Annotated in this window: 15 protein-coding genes; 8 read left to right on the top strand and 7 right to left on the bottom strand. The window is 70.3% G+C overall.

All coding sequences use genetic code 11. The annotated features are described in order from the left end of the window. Positions 1 to 302: 302 nt before the first annotated feature. Positions 303 to 1,730, bottom strand: coding sequence for a KaiC domain-containing protein (locus EXE46_RS05765; RefSeq protein WP_137687551.1), 1,428 nt, complete (start codon positions 1,728 to 1,730; stop codon positions 303 to 305). A gap of 183 nt (positions 1,731 to 1,913) precedes the next feature. Between EXE46_RS05765 and EXE46_RS05760 the strand changes: the two genes are divergently transcribed. The 3 genes from EXE46_RS05760 to EXE46_RS05750 are packed head-to-tail and all read left to right on the top strand — an operon-like array spanning position 1,914 to position 4,058. Continuing rightward, positions 1,914 to 2,741: an NAD(+)/NADH kinase gene (locus EXE46_RS05760; RefSeq protein ID WP_137687531.1), complete on the top strand. Its 828-nt coding sequence runs from the start codon at positions 1,914 to 1,916 to the stop codon at positions 2,739 to 2,741. Between the two features lie 46 nt (positions 2,742 to 2,787). Further along, positions 2,788 to 3,315: a hypothetical protein gene (locus EXE46_RS05755; RefSeq protein ID WP_137687530.1), complete on the top strand. Its 528-nt coding sequence runs from the start codon at positions 2,788 to 2,790 to the stop codon at positions 3,313 to 3,315. A 50-nt stretch (positions 3,316 to 3,365) separates the two neighbouring features. Further along, a complete protein-coding gene (locus tag EXE46_RS05750; protein ID WP_137687529.1) occupies positions 3,366 to 4,058 on the top strand; it encodes a VTT domain-containing protein in 693 nt (230 codons plus the stop codon). 320 nt (positions 4,059 to 4,378) lie between these two features. Here EXE46_RS05750 and EXE46_RS05745 read toward each other — a convergent pair whose 3' ends face one another. The 3 genes from EXE46_RS05745 to aspS all read right to left on the bottom strand — a co-directional run bounded on the left by EXE46_RS05745 (position 4,379) and on the right by aspS (position 6,956). Next, positions 4,379 to 5,110, bottom strand: a complete 732-nt coding sequence (locus tag EXE46_RS05745) for a DUF4382 domain-containing protein (protein ID WP_137687528.1) — start codon at positions 5,108 to 5,110, stop codon at positions 4,379 to 4,381. A gap of 1 nt (position 5,111) precedes the next feature. Further along, positions 5,112 to 5,411 carry a hypothetical protein gene (locus tag EXE46_RS05740; RefSeq protein WP_137687527.1) on the bottom strand — a complete coding sequence of 100 codons (300 nt, stop codon included), beginning with the start codon at positions 5,409 to 5,411 and terminating at the stop codon, positions 5,112 to 5,114. Positions 5,412 to 5,651: 240 nt separating this feature from the next. After that, the gene (gene aspS, locus EXE46_RS05735; RefSeq protein WP_137687526.1) at positions 5,652 to 6,956 is read right to left on the bottom strand and encodes an aspartate--tRNA(Asn) ligase; all 1,305 of its coding nucleotides are present in this window, start codon (positions 6,954 to 6,956) and stop codon (positions 5,652 to 5,654) included. A gap of 561 nt (positions 6,957 to 7,517) precedes the next feature. Here aspS and EXE46_RS05730 point away from each other — a divergent pair. After that, on the top strand, positions 7,518 to 7,850 hold the full coding sequence (locus EXE46_RS05730; protein WP_137687525.1) for a hypothetical protein: 333 nt from the start codon (positions 7,518 to 7,520) through the stop codon (positions 7,848 to 7,850). A gap of 44 nt (positions 7,851 to 7,894) precedes the next feature. Here EXE46_RS05730 and larC read toward each other — a convergent pair whose 3' ends face one another. Beyond that, a complete protein-coding gene (larC, locus tag EXE46_RS05725) occupies positions 7,895 to 9,373 on the bottom strand; it encodes a nickel pincer cofactor biosynthesis protein LarC (RefSeq protein WP_137687524.1) in 1,479 nt (492 codons plus the stop codon). Between the two features lie 128 nt (positions 9,374 to 9,501). Beyond that, positions 9,502 to 9,693 (bottom strand): hypothetical protein, encoded by a 192-nt coding sequence (locus tag EXE46_RS05720; protein WP_137687523.1) that lies wholly within the window; start codon positions 9,691 to 9,693, stop codon positions 9,502 to 9,504. Positions 9,694 to 9,922: 229 nt separating this feature from the next. Between EXE46_RS05720 and EXE46_RS05715 the strand changes: the two genes are divergently transcribed. The 4 genes from EXE46_RS05715 to EXE46_RS05700 all read left to right on the top strand — a co-directional run bounded on the left by EXE46_RS05715 (position 9,923) and on the right by EXE46_RS05700 (position 13,423). Next, positions 9,923 to 12,145, top strand: coding sequence for a CDC48 family AAA ATPase (locus EXE46_RS05715; RefSeq protein ID WP_137687522.1), 2,223 nt, complete (start codon positions 9,923 to 9,925; stop codon positions 12,143 to 12,145). 72 nt (positions 12,146 to 12,217) lie between these two features. After that, a complete protein-coding gene (locus EXE46_RS05710; protein WP_137687521.1) occupies positions 12,218 to 12,451 on the top strand; it encodes a hypothetical protein in 234 nt (77 codons plus the stop codon). Positions 12,452 to 12,525: 74 nt separating this feature from the next. After that, a complete protein-coding gene (locus EXE46_RS05705) occupies positions 12,526 to 13,059 on the top strand; it encodes a DUF5815 family protein (RefSeq protein WP_137687520.1) in 534 nt (177 codons plus the stop codon). A gap of 139 nt (positions 13,060 to 13,198) precedes the next feature. Further along, positions 13,199 to 13,423 carry a hypothetical protein gene (locus tag EXE46_RS05700; protein WP_137687519.1) on the top strand — a complete coding sequence of 75 codons (225 nt, stop codon included), beginning with the start codon at positions 13,199 to 13,201 and terminating at the stop codon, positions 13,421 to 13,423. Between the two features lie 126 nt (positions 13,424 to 13,549). Here EXE46_RS05700 and EXE46_RS05695 read toward each other — a convergent pair whose 3' ends face one another. Next, positions 13,550 to 14,566, bottom strand: coding sequence for a hypothetical protein (locus tag EXE46_RS05695; protein WP_137687518.1), 1,017 nt, complete (start codon positions 14,564 to 14,566; stop codon positions 13,550 to 13,552). Between the last annotated feature and the right edge of the window lie 77 nt (positions 14,567 to 14,643).

Genomic DNA, 14,643 nt, shown 5'->3' with positions numbered 1-14,643 from the left:
GTCGATGGCCTCGCTGCGCTCCTCGCTCACTACGCTCGCTGCGGTGCTTACGTCGGCCGTCTTCCCGGAACCGACCGCCCCTTCGAGTCCCGTCCCACACGGCGACCGCACCTCGTTCCTCCCCAGCCTCGTCGCTCGCTCGGGGCTCCCTGCGGTCGCCCCGTCACTTCGCGACTCCCTCGCGCGGCGCTGCGTCGCGGTCGCCCGAGGCGACCGCTCGCAGGCGCGCGCCACCGCACCGGCTATTTATAAGTCAGGACAGCAATCCGCCTCGTAATTTAAAAGTCGATCCCGCGACCGACTCAGAAGATGTTCGCCTGATCGTACACCGAGATCCCGGTGTCCGTGATGTCGTACGGCTTCGTCTCGCGGGAGTGGTTCGCGTCGCGGATCTTCTGGATCTCGACGGCGAGGCGCGTCTCCCGGAAGTCGGAGCCGCGGACGTACTGGAGGACGAACACCGCGTCGGTGAGGTACTCGACGATGCCGTGCCGGGAGGCGTACGGGGTCTCTTCGCTCGCCTCGGAGGTGAGCAGCGTGGTGACGCCCGCCTCCTTCAGCGATCGCGTGAACCCGAACACCTCCGAGCGGCGCTTCGCCGGGTGGTCGTACATCATCTCCAAGAGGGAGACGGAGTCGAGCACCAGTCGGTCGGCGTCGAACTCGGCGATGAGCCGGACGAGGTCGTTCCGGATCGACGCGAGCGAGTTCGCCATCTCGATGGGGTCGATGGCGACGACCGCGAGCCGGTCCTCGGCGGCGTGCTCGCGGAACGACCACCCCTTCTCGGTCGCCGTGTCGAAGATCGACTCGCGGGTCTGTTCGAGCGTGATGTAGATCCCCTTGTTCCCCGATTCGAGCGCGTGGTTGAGGAACTGGAGCGCGAACGTCGTCTTCCCCGTCCCGGCCCCGCCGATGACCGACAACAGCGACCGCTTCGGCACGCCCCCGAGGATCATGTCGTCGAGCCCCTCGATGCCGATGTCGGTCCGCGAGATCTCCGACTCGAACTCGTCGGGATCGACGTCGAAGCCGGCCTTGCCGCCCCCGCCGCTCCCGGGGCCGTCCCCGCCGAACTCGCCGAACCCGAAGTCGTCGTCGGACGCCGCCGCGCCGCGGTAGCCGCCGAAGGGATCGCTGGAATCGCCTGACATCCCACCGTTCGACTCCCGACCACCGGGCGTCTCACCACCGCTCGACTCCCGACCACCGGGCGTCTCACCACCGCTCGACGCTCCACCGCCCGGCGTCTCACCGCCGTCCCGGCCGCCCGCTCGGGCGTCGGACCCGCCCCCGCTTCGGCTTCCACCGAACGGATCGTCCGCACCGAAGGGGTCGTCCTCGCCGAAGGACCCCACCTCCCCGTCGCCGCCGACGTCGCCGAACGCGTCAGCCGGAACGCCGCCGCTCGCCGCGTCATCGTCGCCGAACTCGTCACCACCGAACTCGTCGCCGCTGAACTCGTCACCGCCGAACTCGTCGCCGTCCGAGTTGGTGCCCTCCCGGACGCCGCCGAAGGGGTCGTCGGAACCGTCGTCGCTCGCGCTATCGGGTTCGGTCACCGTGTCGTCGGCCTCGCCGTCCGCGGAGTCCGCGTTCGCGCCGTCCGCTTCGGTGTCGTTCGCCTCAGCGTCGGCGGCGTCGTCCTCTGCGCCCTCCACCGGCCGCTCGTCGTTCTCCTCGTCGGTCTCGCGCAGCGCGCGCTCGAACCAGTCGTCCTCCTCGCTCATCGCGTCCTCCTCGCTCATCGCGTCCTCCTCGCTCATCGTTTGCGCCGCCCGTGGGGGGTCGACATGGGCCGAGCAACGCGGTCAAGCGGCTTGAAACTTTCCGGCGAGGTATCAGCTCCCGAGAATCCGGCGGTGGCGCCCGATGTCCGCACGCTTTTATCCGGGGATCGGGATGGGTTCCGCATGGAAGTAGGCATCGTGGCGCGAAAGGGGAGCGAGCGGGCGGTGTCGCTCGCTGCGACCCTCCGAGACGTCGCCGTCGACGCGGGCGAGAGCGTCTGGCTCGACGAGGAGACCGCCGCCGCGCTCGACGCCGGCGACGACGCCCGGCCGGTCGACGCGTTCGACGACTGCGACCTCGTCGTCGCCGTCGGGGGCGACGGGACGTTCCTGTTCGTCGCGCGCAACGCCGGCGACACCCCGATCGTCGGGGTGAATCTCGGCGAGGTGGGCTTTCTCAACGCCGTCTCCCCGGCCGACGCCGCGGCGACGCTGCGCGCCGAGATCCGGGCGTTTCGCGGCGGCGGACTCGACGTCCGCGAGGCGCCGCGGCTCGCCGCGAGCGCGGGCGACTGGACGTCGACGCCGGCCGCGAACGAGGTGGTCGTTCAGGGCGACCGGCGCGGTCCGGGCGGCGGGATCGACTACGAGGTCCGCGTCGACGGGTCGCGATACGCCGGCGGCCACGCCGACGGGGTCCTCGTGGCCACGCCGACCGGATCGACCGCGTACAACCTCTCGGAGCGCGGGCCTCTCGTCCACCCGGAGGTCGACGGGCTGATCGTCAACGAGATGGCCGCCGACGAGGGGATGCCACCCCTCGTGGTGGACACGGACGCGACGGTCACGGTCGCGGTCGCGGGCGAATCGGGTGCCACCGTCGTCAGCGACGGCCGCGACACCGCCGCGCTCGACGGGCCGGTCGAGGTGACCGTCGAGCGCACCGCGCCGCCGATACGGATCGCGGGCCCGCCGTCCGACTTCTTCGAGGCGCTCGGGAAGCTGTCGTGACCCCGACGCGCAAGTTTCAATCTCCGGCCGACCGGAGGCTCCGAGCATGAACGTCCCGCTCGGGCTGGCGCCGTTCGCCGGGCAGTCCCGCGGCGAACACGCCCTCGTCCTCGTCGGCGGCGCGCTCGCGTGTCTCGTCGGCTACGCCGGCGCGGCCGCCGCGTTCTTCGGGCTGGCCGCGCTGGGGCACGGCGAACCGGTCGGCCCGCAGCGGATCGCGGGCGTCTTCGCCTCGCTGGCCTGCTGGGGCTTCTACGCGCTCGCGTTCGTTCGGGGCAAGGGCGGGCCGGTGACGGACGTGCTCGCGTACCCGCTGGCGACGGTGACCGTGGTTCCGTTCGCGTTCCGGTGGGCCGTCTTCGGGCCCGCGTGGGACGCGCTCGCGGACCGGTTCGGCTTCTTCCTCTTCCAGCCGGCGCTGTTCGTCGACGCAGCCGCGCACGTCGTCCCCGGCGTCGTCCTGTGTGCCGGAGTCCTGACCGCGTGGGCGAGCCTGCTCGGCGAGGAGGCCGTCGCGACGTGGCGGCGCGAACACCTCCCGGAGGCGTTCCGGGAGGCGTTCGTCGAGGAGTGAGACCCGGCGGACCCACAAAGCGTTTACCGGACGGCGGCCGACGCGATGGCGTGAATCGCCGGTCGACGGTCGGGACGTACGCGGTCGCCGGAGTCGCCGTCGCCGCGCTCGCGGCGGTCGCGCTCGCGGTCTCCCCCGAGGTAGCGCTCTCGCGGCTCCGCTGGCTCGCGGGCGATCCCGTTCGGTTCGGCGTCGCCGTCGTCGCGCTCGCGGCCGTCAGACCCCTTCTCGCGTGGCCGACGACACTCCTCGCCGTCGCCGTCGGCTTCGGGTACGGCTGGGGCGGGACGCCATTCGCGCTCGCGCTCGTCGTGGGCACCGCGCTCCCGCCGTACGCGCTCGCTCGGGCGGGACGCCTCCGCCTCCGCGACGACTCGACTCCGGGCGAGACGCCGGGAGTCGCGGACCGTTTCTGTCGCGCTGGTGAGCGCTTCGCGGCGGAGTCGGGGAGCGTGCGCGCCGTGGCCGGGACACGCCTGCTGCCGCTCCCCTCGGACGCGGTGACGGTCGGGGCCGCGGCGGCGGGCGTCGGGCTCCGACCGTTTCTGGCCGGTGCTGCGCTCGGCGAGCTGCCGTGGGTCGTCTGCGGGGTCGCGGTCGGCGTCTCGCTCGACCGCCTCGCGGCGGGGGGCGTCTCGCTCGTCGACCCGGCCGTGATCCTCGGCATGGCGGCCGTCGGCGCGCTGGTACTCGCCGGACCCCTCTACCGGACGTTCCTTCGACCGGATTCGGCGACTGCCTGACCTGCGACCGGATTCGGCGACTGCCTGACCCGGCGGAGGTACGCGTATGAAAAGCGCCGAAACGGCGGACGGATCGAAGAAAGCGAAGACCGCCCGTGCGTCGCCGTCGCGCGGACGATCGTGCGGGTCGTGTGCCTCTGACGGCGAACGGCTGCCTCGACTCGGGGACCGACCGCAGCGGCGCGCGCATTCCCCCGGTCCCCGAATCCCGGGAACCGACCCAGCCCTGACCCCGGAGCCGCGGTACGGTCCGTGCTCGCCCGGCGCGAGCGACGGGCGCGACCGCGACTCCAACGGGGGACCGAGGGAGCGCGAGACCGCTACGAGCCGTCCTCGGTCGAGTTGCCGTCGTCCGTCGTGTCGTCGCTCGATTCCTCGTATTCGACCTCGATCCCGCTCGGAACCGGCCGGAGGAGGTATCGACCGTTCCCCCGCAGCACCGGCGCGAAGTCCGCGGTGAACGTCGTTCGGGTGTTCTCGCGGATCTCGAACGCCTCGTTGAACTTCAGCGGCGCGTTGCCCGGCAGGTCGACGGGCGCGTCGCTCCCGTCGGTGAGCGTTCCGTCCGCGGCCGACACGTCGAGTTGGAGGTACGGGTACTCGCCCGTCTGTAGCTCGCGCTCGTCGATCAGCTGCGTCTCGCCGTTCTGGAGCTCGACGAGGTCGGCCTCCTGCGCCTCGTCGAACTCGTGGTACTCGCGACCGTCCGCGGACTCCTCCTCGCCGTCCTCGTCGTCGGCGGTGTCGGTCTCGTTGCCCCCGGCGTCGGTCTCGTTACCGTCGGCCGCGTCGGTCTCGTCGTCGCCGTCGGTCTCGGAGTCGTCGGACTCCGGTTCGGCGCCCTCCGGCCCGAGCCAGAACCCTTCGACGGTGACGACGAGCGACTCGAAGTCGTCGATGTCGGCCGGCTGGTCGGTCACCTGCGTCGCGAGCGTCCCGCTCGCGCGGCCGACGCAGCCGGCGAGCCCGGCCGCGCCGAGCGCGGCGGCGCCGGTCGCCTGAAGGTAGCTCCGACGGTCGAGCGCGTCGAGGTCGGGCGTGCGGTCGGTCATGTTACGCACCCCCGTCGGCGTCGGTCCCATCGTCCGCGTCGCCCTCGCCGGCACCGTTCCCGGCGATGTCGCTCACGGTCTCGCCGAGGTCGTCGACGCCGCCGGCGAGGAACTCGTTCACGCTATCGAGGATCCCGCCGACGAAGTCGGGCACTTGGTCCGGGAGATCGCTCGGCGGGCCCGCGTCGCCCGAGGCGTTGTCCGGACCGGGAGTCGCCGCGACGGCACCGGCGGCCGCGCCGGTCCCGATCAGTACCACCGTGGCCAGCGCCACGAGCAGCGTCGTTCGGATCGCGTTCATGACGACTCCCCCTCGGAGCGCTACACGGTTTAATACTGTAAGCCGTTCAGCCGAATTACGCCCGGTTTAACTCGGTTTAATCGACGCGAGAGGCTCCGAGAATCGAATGTGGTCGAAACGGACGGTTGCTTATAAAAGGTGGCGGCCGGCCGACGGATCGGCACCGTCCGCACGGAGAGCGCAGCGTCGCCCGCGCGGCGGGAGTGGTTGTCGTCCGCGCGGCCGGGTGGCGGGTAGCGGTTAGGGTTCCAGCCGGTTCGGGTCGCGCGGGAACATGATCGCCTCCTTGATGTTGCTCAGGCCGGCGACCTTCTGGACGAGGCGGTCGATGCCGAGGCCGTAGCCGCCGTGCGGGGGCGTGCCGTAGCTCAGCGCCTCGATGTAGAACTCGAAGTTCGCGGTCTCGACGCCCTCCTCCTCCATGACCTCGACCATGCGCTCGACGTCGTGTTCGCGCTGCCCGCCCGAGGAGAGCTCCTGTCCCTTGTAGATCAGGTCGAACTTCCGGGAGGCGATCTCGTCGTCCGGCACGTCCTGCATGTAGTAGAACTTCTCGTCGGGGTAGCCGACGACGAAGAACGCGGGGTGGCCCTGCTCCTCGAAGTGCTCGCCGAGCAGCTTCTCTCCCTTCGTGTCGAGGTCGGTCGGGTCGTCGGGGAAGTGACCGTACTCGGTTTCGAGGATGTCGAGCGCCTCGTCGAAGGTGATCCGCGGGAAGTCGTCCTCCGGGACGTCGAGGTCGACGTCGAGGAGGTCGAGCTCGCGTTGAGCGTTCTCGGCGACCTCGCTGAGCGCGTACCGCAGCGACTCCTCCTGGACGTCCATCACGTCGTCGTGGTCGTCGATGTACGCCAGCTCCACGTCGAACATCGCGATCTCGGAGACGTGCCGGGAGGTCGCGAAGTCCTCGGCGCGGAACGCGGTACCGGTCTCGTAGACGGCCTCGTAGCCGGAGGCCATCAGCATCTGCTTGTACAGCTGGGGGCTCTGCGAGAGGAACGCGTCCTGGTTGTAGTAGAGGATGGGGAACAGCTCCGCGCCGCCTTCGGCGCCGCCCTTCGAGATCAGCGGCGTCTTGATGTCGACGTACCCCTCGTCCTCGAACCACTCCTCCATCGCGGTGACCAGCTCCGAGCGGAGCGTGAACACCGCGAGCGTCTCCGGCTTCCGGAGGTCGAGCGCGCGGTTGTCGAGCCGGGTCGAGAGGTCGACCTCGATGTCCTTCGAGATCTCCAGCGGGAGCGGCGAGTCGGCCTCGTCGATGACCTCGTACTCCGTGGGCGCGATCTCGACGCCGCCGGGCGCCTGATCGCTTTCTAACGGCTCGCCGACGACGCGGACCACGTCCTCGGCGCCGACGTCCTGAACGGCCTCGAACAGGTCCGGCTCGCGCTCCTCCTTGAAAACGATCTGGATGAGTCCCTCGCGGTCGCGCACGATGAGGAAGACGAGGCCCCCCAAGTCGCGGATCTCGTGGACGTGGCCGGCGATGGCGACCTCGTCCGCGTCCGGTTCGACGTCCGACGTGTGAATTCGCTCGATCATGACGGTGACTGCTTACGCGCAACTGGTTGGGCGGTCGGCATAGGCCTGTCGTCTCGACGGTGACGGAACGCGGCGCCCGCGGCCGCTCCGGCGGGTTCTCGGCGAGTCTCGTCCCGGCGCTGCCGTGGCATGTGGTCACATAACTAGCACAATTTTAATACGAGACCCCCACACGAAGCTGTCAACGGCGCACCTCGCGCCTCGGAGCCCGATCATGACCCGTTCCACCCTCTCGACGCTCGCGCGGTCCCCGAGCGTCGCGTTCCTCGGGTGGACCGGGATCGGCTACGGGGCTCCGAACCCACGGTCCGTCCACCCGACCGCGTGACGCGCGTCGGCTGGGGAGGTTTCCCCGCGGGACGGACCGCACCTCACTCTCTCCAGCCGCCGCTGTCCGTCGCGCGCGTCGAGTCGGACGACCGTTCCCCTCGCGAGCGCCGCCGACGGCCGCGTCGATGACGTCGGCCGTCAGCGGCGTTCGAGGACGCGAACCGGTCGGTCCCCGGGGTTCGAACCGGGACGCCGACCGGCCGCGCCGCGTTCGACTCGCGGCGAGGGCGTATGGCAGCAGCCATCCACACGCCGTCCGTCGAGGCGACGGTGACCGTCCGCGTCTCGCAGGCGGCCGCCGGCGACCTCGCCGCCGGCGCCAGAGCACAGATCGAGCGAATCGACGGCCTCCGCGTCGAGGAGATCGAGATCGCCGGCCTCCGGCCCGGCCTTAACGACACCACGGTCGAAGCGGTCGCCACCCTCGCGGTCGGCGAGGAGGCGGCCCCGGAGTCGGCGTCCGATGACGCGGCGGGGATCGTCGCCGACCGCGTCCGGGAACGCCTCGCCGACGGCTTCGGCGTCGATCCCGAGCGGGTCGAGCGCGTCGACCCGCCCGACTGACGGGGCGGGCAGGGAGCGGTCGACCCCGACGACTGTCTTCCCGCCTACTCGTCTCCGAGCCGTTCCCGCACGTCGGCCTCGGCGCGCCGGAGCACCTCCCGAATCGGGAGGTCCGTCGCCGCGGCGACCGCGGCCGCGTCGTCGTACTCCCCGCTGACGTCGTACACCTCGCCGTCCGTGGTCGAGGCGACCTTCACGGCCACCTCGCGGTCCGCGCCGTCGATCCGGAGCGTCGCCGTCTCGAACTCGCGCTCCGCGACCCAGCGGTGGGTCGCGCCCGACTGGCGCACCCCGAGCGTCCCGGTCTCGCGGGCGAGCCGCTCGGCGACCGCCTCCGCGTCCTCGGGCTTACAGATCACCGTCACGAGGTGGCCGGGGCGGGACTTCTTCATCGTCGTCGGGACGATCGTCACGTCGCGCGCACCGGCGCGCGTGAGCGTCTCCTGAAGCCCGCCGAGCACCTCCGGGGGAGCGTCGTCGAGGTTCGTTTCGAGGACGGCGATGTCGTCGCGAGCGAGCCCGCCGCCCGAGCTCCGCTCCCGGCCGGCCTCGCTCTCGGCCCGCCCCCCGTCGCCGACGAGCACGCGGAGGACGTTCGGATGGCGCTCGAAGTCGGCGTCGCCGGCGCCGTAGCCCGCGCGCTCGACCGCCAGATCCGGGACCGCGTCGACCCCGTCGGCAACCGCGCCGAGGATCGCGGCGCCCGTCGGCGTGAGCAGTTCGCGGTCGATCGGCCCGCCGACGATCCAGAAGTCGGCGCGGGTCGCAACCTCGGTCGTCGCGGGGGCCGGAATCGGGTACGTCCCGTGGCTCATCTCGACCGTGCCGCCGCCCGTGGCGACGGGCGTCGTCACCACGCGCTCGGGGTCGAGGTCGTCGAGCAACAGCGCCGCGCCGACCACGTCAGCGATCGCGTCGTCCGCGCCCACCTCGTGGAAGTGGGTGTCGTCGAGGTCGGTGCCGTGGACCGACGCCTCGGCGCGACCGAGCAGCTCGAAGGCGTCGAGCGCGGTCGACTCGACCGCCGCGGGGAGATCCATCGACTCGACGAGGTCGACCACCTCGCGGTAGCTCCGGTGGACGCCGGCGCCTTCGGCGTGGGTGGCGTCTGGAGAGGCAGCCGTCTCGTGGTAGTGGCTGTGATCGTGATCGTGGCTGTGATCGTGATCGTGGCTGTGATCGTGATCGTGACCGTGGCCGTGATCGTGGTCGTGACCGTGACCGTGGCCGTGATCGTGGTCGTGATCGTGACCGTGGCCGTGATCGTGGTCGTGACCGTGACCGTGGTCGTGACCGTGATCGTGGTCGTGGTCCGCATCGGTCTCCCCCGCTCCGTCGTCGACGAGGACGTCGACGCTCGTCGCGCGGATCCCGTTTTTGTCGGTTTGGCCGACCTCGTACCGGATCGGGAGGGCGTCGCTCACGGGGGCCAGAACGTCCGGGTCGGCGCCGGCCGCGATCAGGGCGGCACAGATCATGTCGCCGGCGGCCCCGGTCCGACCGTCGAAGACGAGCGTTCGCATGATACTCCCGAGGCGACTGGCGGACAAATACTCCCGGATTCAGCGTCGGCGAAGTCCGCGAGGGGCGAGCCGTTTCGGGCTCGTACCGGCTCGCGAACCCGCGGGGAGCGACGGCGACCGCGTCTCGGTTATGAACGGTCCCCGCCGGTCGCGAACAGGTACAGCTCGCCGACGACCAACAGTCCGAGCACCGCGAGCGGCACGGCGACGAGGGGCCCGACGTCGAGGGCGTACAACACGGCGCCGACGAGCGCGCCGGCGACGAGGAAGGCGAGCCGCGAGCGGAGCGACCGCATCGGAGCGGAGAGCGAGTCGAACACGTTGGGACGTCGCCGCGAACGGGCAAAAAACGGCGGGTGCGACCGGCCGCGGTTCCACGGCGAAAACGCACGCTTACGACGAGGTTTTAAGAGCGGACTCCGTACCGTGCTATATAATGACACAGCCCGACGCGTCCGTCGGTCGGTCGCACGGAATCGACGGCCCGGAGACGGGCAACAGGCTTATTCCCGGACCGGCTCCAGATACGACCATCCCCCGCGAGGAACCATGAACGAAGTCCAACTCGAAGTGGCGAAGGCGTACCCGAACGACTCGGGGCGCGGCATCGCCCGACTCGACCCCGACACGCTGTTGCACCTGAAACTCTCGCCCGGCGACATCATCGAGATAGAGGGCGCGGAGACCACCGCCGCGAAGGTCTGGCGCGCGGACCGCCAGGACTGGAACACCGACACCGTCCGCGTCGACGGCTTCACCCGGCAGAACGCGGACGTCGGCATCGGCGAGCGCGTCACGATCCGGAAGGCGGAGGCCGAGAAGGCCGACAAGCTCGTCTTGGCCCCGCCCGAGGAGGCGTCGGTCCAGTTCGGCTCCGACGCCGCCGGCATGGTGAAACGTCAGATCCTCAAGCGCCCGGTCGTCGAGCGCGACATCGTCCCGGTGATGTCCTCGACGAACCACCCGTTCATGCGCTCGCCCGGACAGGCCATCCCGCTGATTGCGGTGGAGACGGAGCCCGACGGCGTCTGTCTCATCACCGAGGACACGGAGGTCGAACTCCGCGAGGAGCCGATCTCCGGGTTCGAGAAGACCGGCGGCGGAATCACCTACGAGGACATCGGCGGGCTCCAGTCGGAGATCCAGCGCGTCCGCGAGATGGTGGAGCTGCCGATGAAACACCCGCAGATCTTCTCGAAGCTCGGCATCGAGCCGCCGCAGGGCGTCCTGCTCCACGGTCCGCCGGGCACCGGGAAGACGCTGCTCGCGAAGGCGGTCGCCAACGAGACGTCGGCGTCGTTCTTCTCGATCGCCGGCCCCGAGATCATCTCGAAGTACTACGGCGAGTCCGAACAGCAGCTCAGGGAGATCTTCGAGGACGCGAAAGAGGAGTCGCCCTCGATCATCTTCATCGACGAGCTCGACTCGATCGCGCCCAAGCGCGAGGACGTGACCGGCGAGGTCGAGCGCCGCGTCGTCGCCCAGCTGCTGACGATGATGGACGGGTTAGAGACGCGCGGGCAGGTGATAGTCATCGGCGCGACGAACCGCGTCGACAGCGTCGACCCCGCGCTCCGCCGCCCCGGGCGGTTCGACCGCGAGATCGAGATCGGTGTCCCCGACGAGGTCGGCCGCAAGGAGATTCTCCAGATCCACACCCGCGGCATGCCGCTGTCGGACGACGTGAGCCTCGATCACCTCGCCGACGAGACGCACGGGTTCGTCGGTGCCGACATCGAGAGCCTCACCAAGGAGGCCGCGATGAAGGCGCTGCGCCGCTACCTCCCCGAGATCGATCTCGACGAGGAGGAGGTGCCGCCGAGCCTCATCGACCGGATGATCGTCAAGCGCGACGACTTCTCGGGCGCCTTGAACGAGGTAGAGCCGTCGGCGATGCGGGAGGTGCTCGTCGAGCTCCCGAAGATATCGTGGGACAACGTCGGCGGGCTCGAAGACGCCAAACAGCAGGTGCAAGAGTCCGTCGAGTGGCCGCTCACCTCGCCGGAGAAGTTCGACCGGATGGGCGTCGACGCCCCGAAGGGCGTCCTGCTGTACGGTCCGCCCGGCACCGGGAAGACGCTGATGGCGAAGGCGGTCGCCAACGAGACGAACGCGAACTTCATCTCGGTCCGCGGGCCGCAGCTGCTCTCGAAGTGGGTCGGCGAGTCGGAGAAGGCGATCCGGCAGACCTTCCGGAAGGCCCGGCAGGTGAGCCCGACGATCATCTTCTTCGACGAGCTCGACAGCCTCGCGCCCTCGCGCGGGCAGGAGATGGGGAACAACGTCTCCGAGCGCGTCGTCAACCAGCTGTTGACGGAGCTCGACGGCCTCGAAGATATGGGCGACGTGATGGTGATCGGCGCCACCAACCGGCCGGACATGATCGACCCCGCGCTGCTCCGCTCCGGGCGGTTCGACCGCCTCGTGATGATCGGCCAGCCGGACCAGGGCGGCCGAGAGCAGATCCTCGACATCCACACCCGGGACACGCCGCTCGCGCCCGACGTGAGCCTGCGCGAGGTCGCCGAGATCACCGACGGCTACGTCGGCTCCGACCTGGAGGGGATCGCCCGCGAGGCCGCCATCGAGGCGCTGCGCGACGACGACGACGCCGAGGAGGTGGAGATGAAACACTTCCGGCGCGCGATGGAGTCGGTGCGCCCGACGATAAACGACGACATCCTCGCGTACTACGAGGACGTCAGAGAGCAGTTCAAGGGCGGCGGCGGCGAGTCGCTCCGCGACACCGGCGGCCGGATCGGGTTCCAATAACGCGGTCGGCGGTCGGCTGTCGGCGGCTTCTCTTGCGGGGACGTTTTGGGCGTCGCACGCGTAGCCGGAGGCATGTCCGACGACGTGACCGTCGACGTGGAAGTCGAGGTAGAGGTCGACCGCGACGAACTGGAGGTCGAACGCGAGGACGCCGAGGTCCTCGAAGCGACGTACGAGGCGAACGGGATCGAGATCGAGGTCGAAGCGGAGGTAGAAACGTACGGCGGGAGCGGCGCCGAACACGACGACGGCGAGAGCGCGGCCGAAGCCGAGGACGGCGAAAGCGGCTACGAGGACTTCGAGTAGCGAACCTCGCCGTTCCCGAACCCTCGACCGACCCGTTCCGCTCCTTTTAACCTCGACAGCGACCAATCGCCGGTATGTCTCAGCCCCGCGTCCCCGGCGGCGACGAGAACGCGCTGGAGCTACCCTGCGGGGAGACGATCGGCGTCGGCGATCTGGACCTCGGGATGCGCGAGTACGAGTGCGCCTGCGGCGAGGCTCACGCGGTCGTGATGGACGTCCACCCCCCGGAGCGGTTCCTCCCGGACTTCCTCGTCGAGGTCCTCCGCGAGGCGATCGACACGACCAGCGAGGAGATGCCGGAGTTCGACACGCCGCACCTGCTCGGCGTCGTGTTAGAGGAGTTCCCGGAGGCGGTCGTCTCGCACGACGCCAGCGAGAACGCCGACGTCGGGTACGCGATGGTGTGGGTGACCGAGTTCGACTCCCGACGGCTCCACGAGATCGTCGTCGAGCTCGTCGTCGAACTGATGGAACACGCCGTGAGCCACGCCGACGACGACGAGGCGCTGTCGGCGTTCGAAGAGGAGATGGTCGCGTTCGACGTGAGCGAGTTCGTCGAGCAGTACCGCGCCGAGCGCGACCTCGAAGCCGAGGACCCGTACGCCTGAACGGGCCGCGGTCCCCGTCGCGGTCGCGTCTCGGAACCGTCCAAACACCGGAGAACGGCCGTGCCACGCCTCGTGTCAGACGATTGTCCGACTTCTGTCTCACTGAACCCTATATGTTCGGAGACCGTACGTAAGACGTATGAGCGCCGGTGAATACGACCGGTACGACCGGATCCGCGGCGTGCTCGCCGAGGCCGACGAGCCGCTGACGGCGCGGGAGATCCTCGCGCTCGTCGAGGAGTGCGACGGCTGCGAAGAGATCGACAGCCCGCACCGCGTCGCCACCGTGCTGGGCCGCCGGGCCGAGCGCGGCGAGGTCGAGGTCATCGCGGGACAGCCGTACCGGTACCGGCTCGAGACCTGAGTCGGTTCCGGCTCGAGACCTGAGTCGGTTCCGGCTCGAGACCTGAGTCGGTTCCGGACACCGAAGCGCCCGTCTGCGCCGCGGAGTCGGTGCGCCGTTGACCGTCGGCGACAGCTTGCGAGCGTTCTACGGCGTGACGACCAGATCGAACCGATAGCCGCCGTCTCGGTACTCGACGACGACGTTCCGGAAGGCTACCCGGTCGTCGTTGGCGTCGATCGGTTCGAGGTCGCCCGCGATGCCGAGCGCGCCGAGGGCCTCGTCGAGCCGCTCCGACGGCGGCGCGCCCTCCTCGTACCGGCGCGGTTCCTCGGCGATCGCGTCGTCGAGGACCCTCCGGGCGGACGCCGAGAGCCCCGCCGCGTCGAGGTCGCGCTCGACGATCGCGTCGCGCGCGTACGCGGAGAACTCGGCCCGCGAGTCGGCGACCTCGGCGATCGCGTACGTCCACTCCGGGACCTCGACGGTCCGCCGCTCCGCGACCGTCCGGAAGTGCTCGCCCTCGTACTCGACGAACGCGAACGACGGTGCGGGGACGAGCGCGCTGGCCGCCGCGTCGAGCCCGCGGTGGAACTGGACCGTCTGGAGCTCGTCGAACTCGGGGTCGCCGAGGAAGCCGTCGTTGCCCGCGTACACCGCGTCGAGCGCCGCGTCGAGCACGCGTTCGTCCTGATCCGAGAGATCGAACGGCGGCCGCGCCACCGCCGCGTCGTCGGGGGGCGCCTCGTCGACGCGTTCGACCGCGAAATGCCACCGATCTCGTTCGAGGACCCGCTCGTCGGCGACGCGGACCTCGTAGAAGCTCCCGTCGCGGCGGAGAAACGTCGGGCGCGGCCGCGTTCCGGTGCCCCACGCGGTGCGGCCGACGAGCGGCCACTGTTCGACGGTGACGCTCCCGGTTTCGAACAGCTCCGCGAGGTGCGCTTCCTTCCGCTCGGTCGCGAAGTCGACGCGGGTCGCGGCGTCGACGGCCGCGGGATCGGGTCGCAGGTAGGGGCGACCGATCGACGAGAGGTCCAGTTCGTCGGCGATGAGCGCGTAGGCGCCGGTGTCGGACCGGACGCATCCGGCGGTCGCGGTCGTCGCGGTGGTCGCGGCGGCTGCGCCGAGCAGTCGGAGGGCACGGCGGCGGGAACAGGGCATGTTCGACTCGGGTTTTTCCACGGCCGACAAATCCCTTGTGGTGGACGGCTCGCCCGCTCGATTCAGCGCCGACACGT

Source organism: Halorubrum sp. GN11_10-6_MGM (assembly GCF_005435165.1).
In the GTDB taxonomy this organism is placed as follows: domain Archaea; phylum Halobacteriota; class Halobacteria; order Halobacteriales; family Haloferacaceae; genus Halorubrum.
Note: the sequence above shows the minus strand (reverse complement) of the source record. Positions and strands in the feature narration are given on the sequence as shown.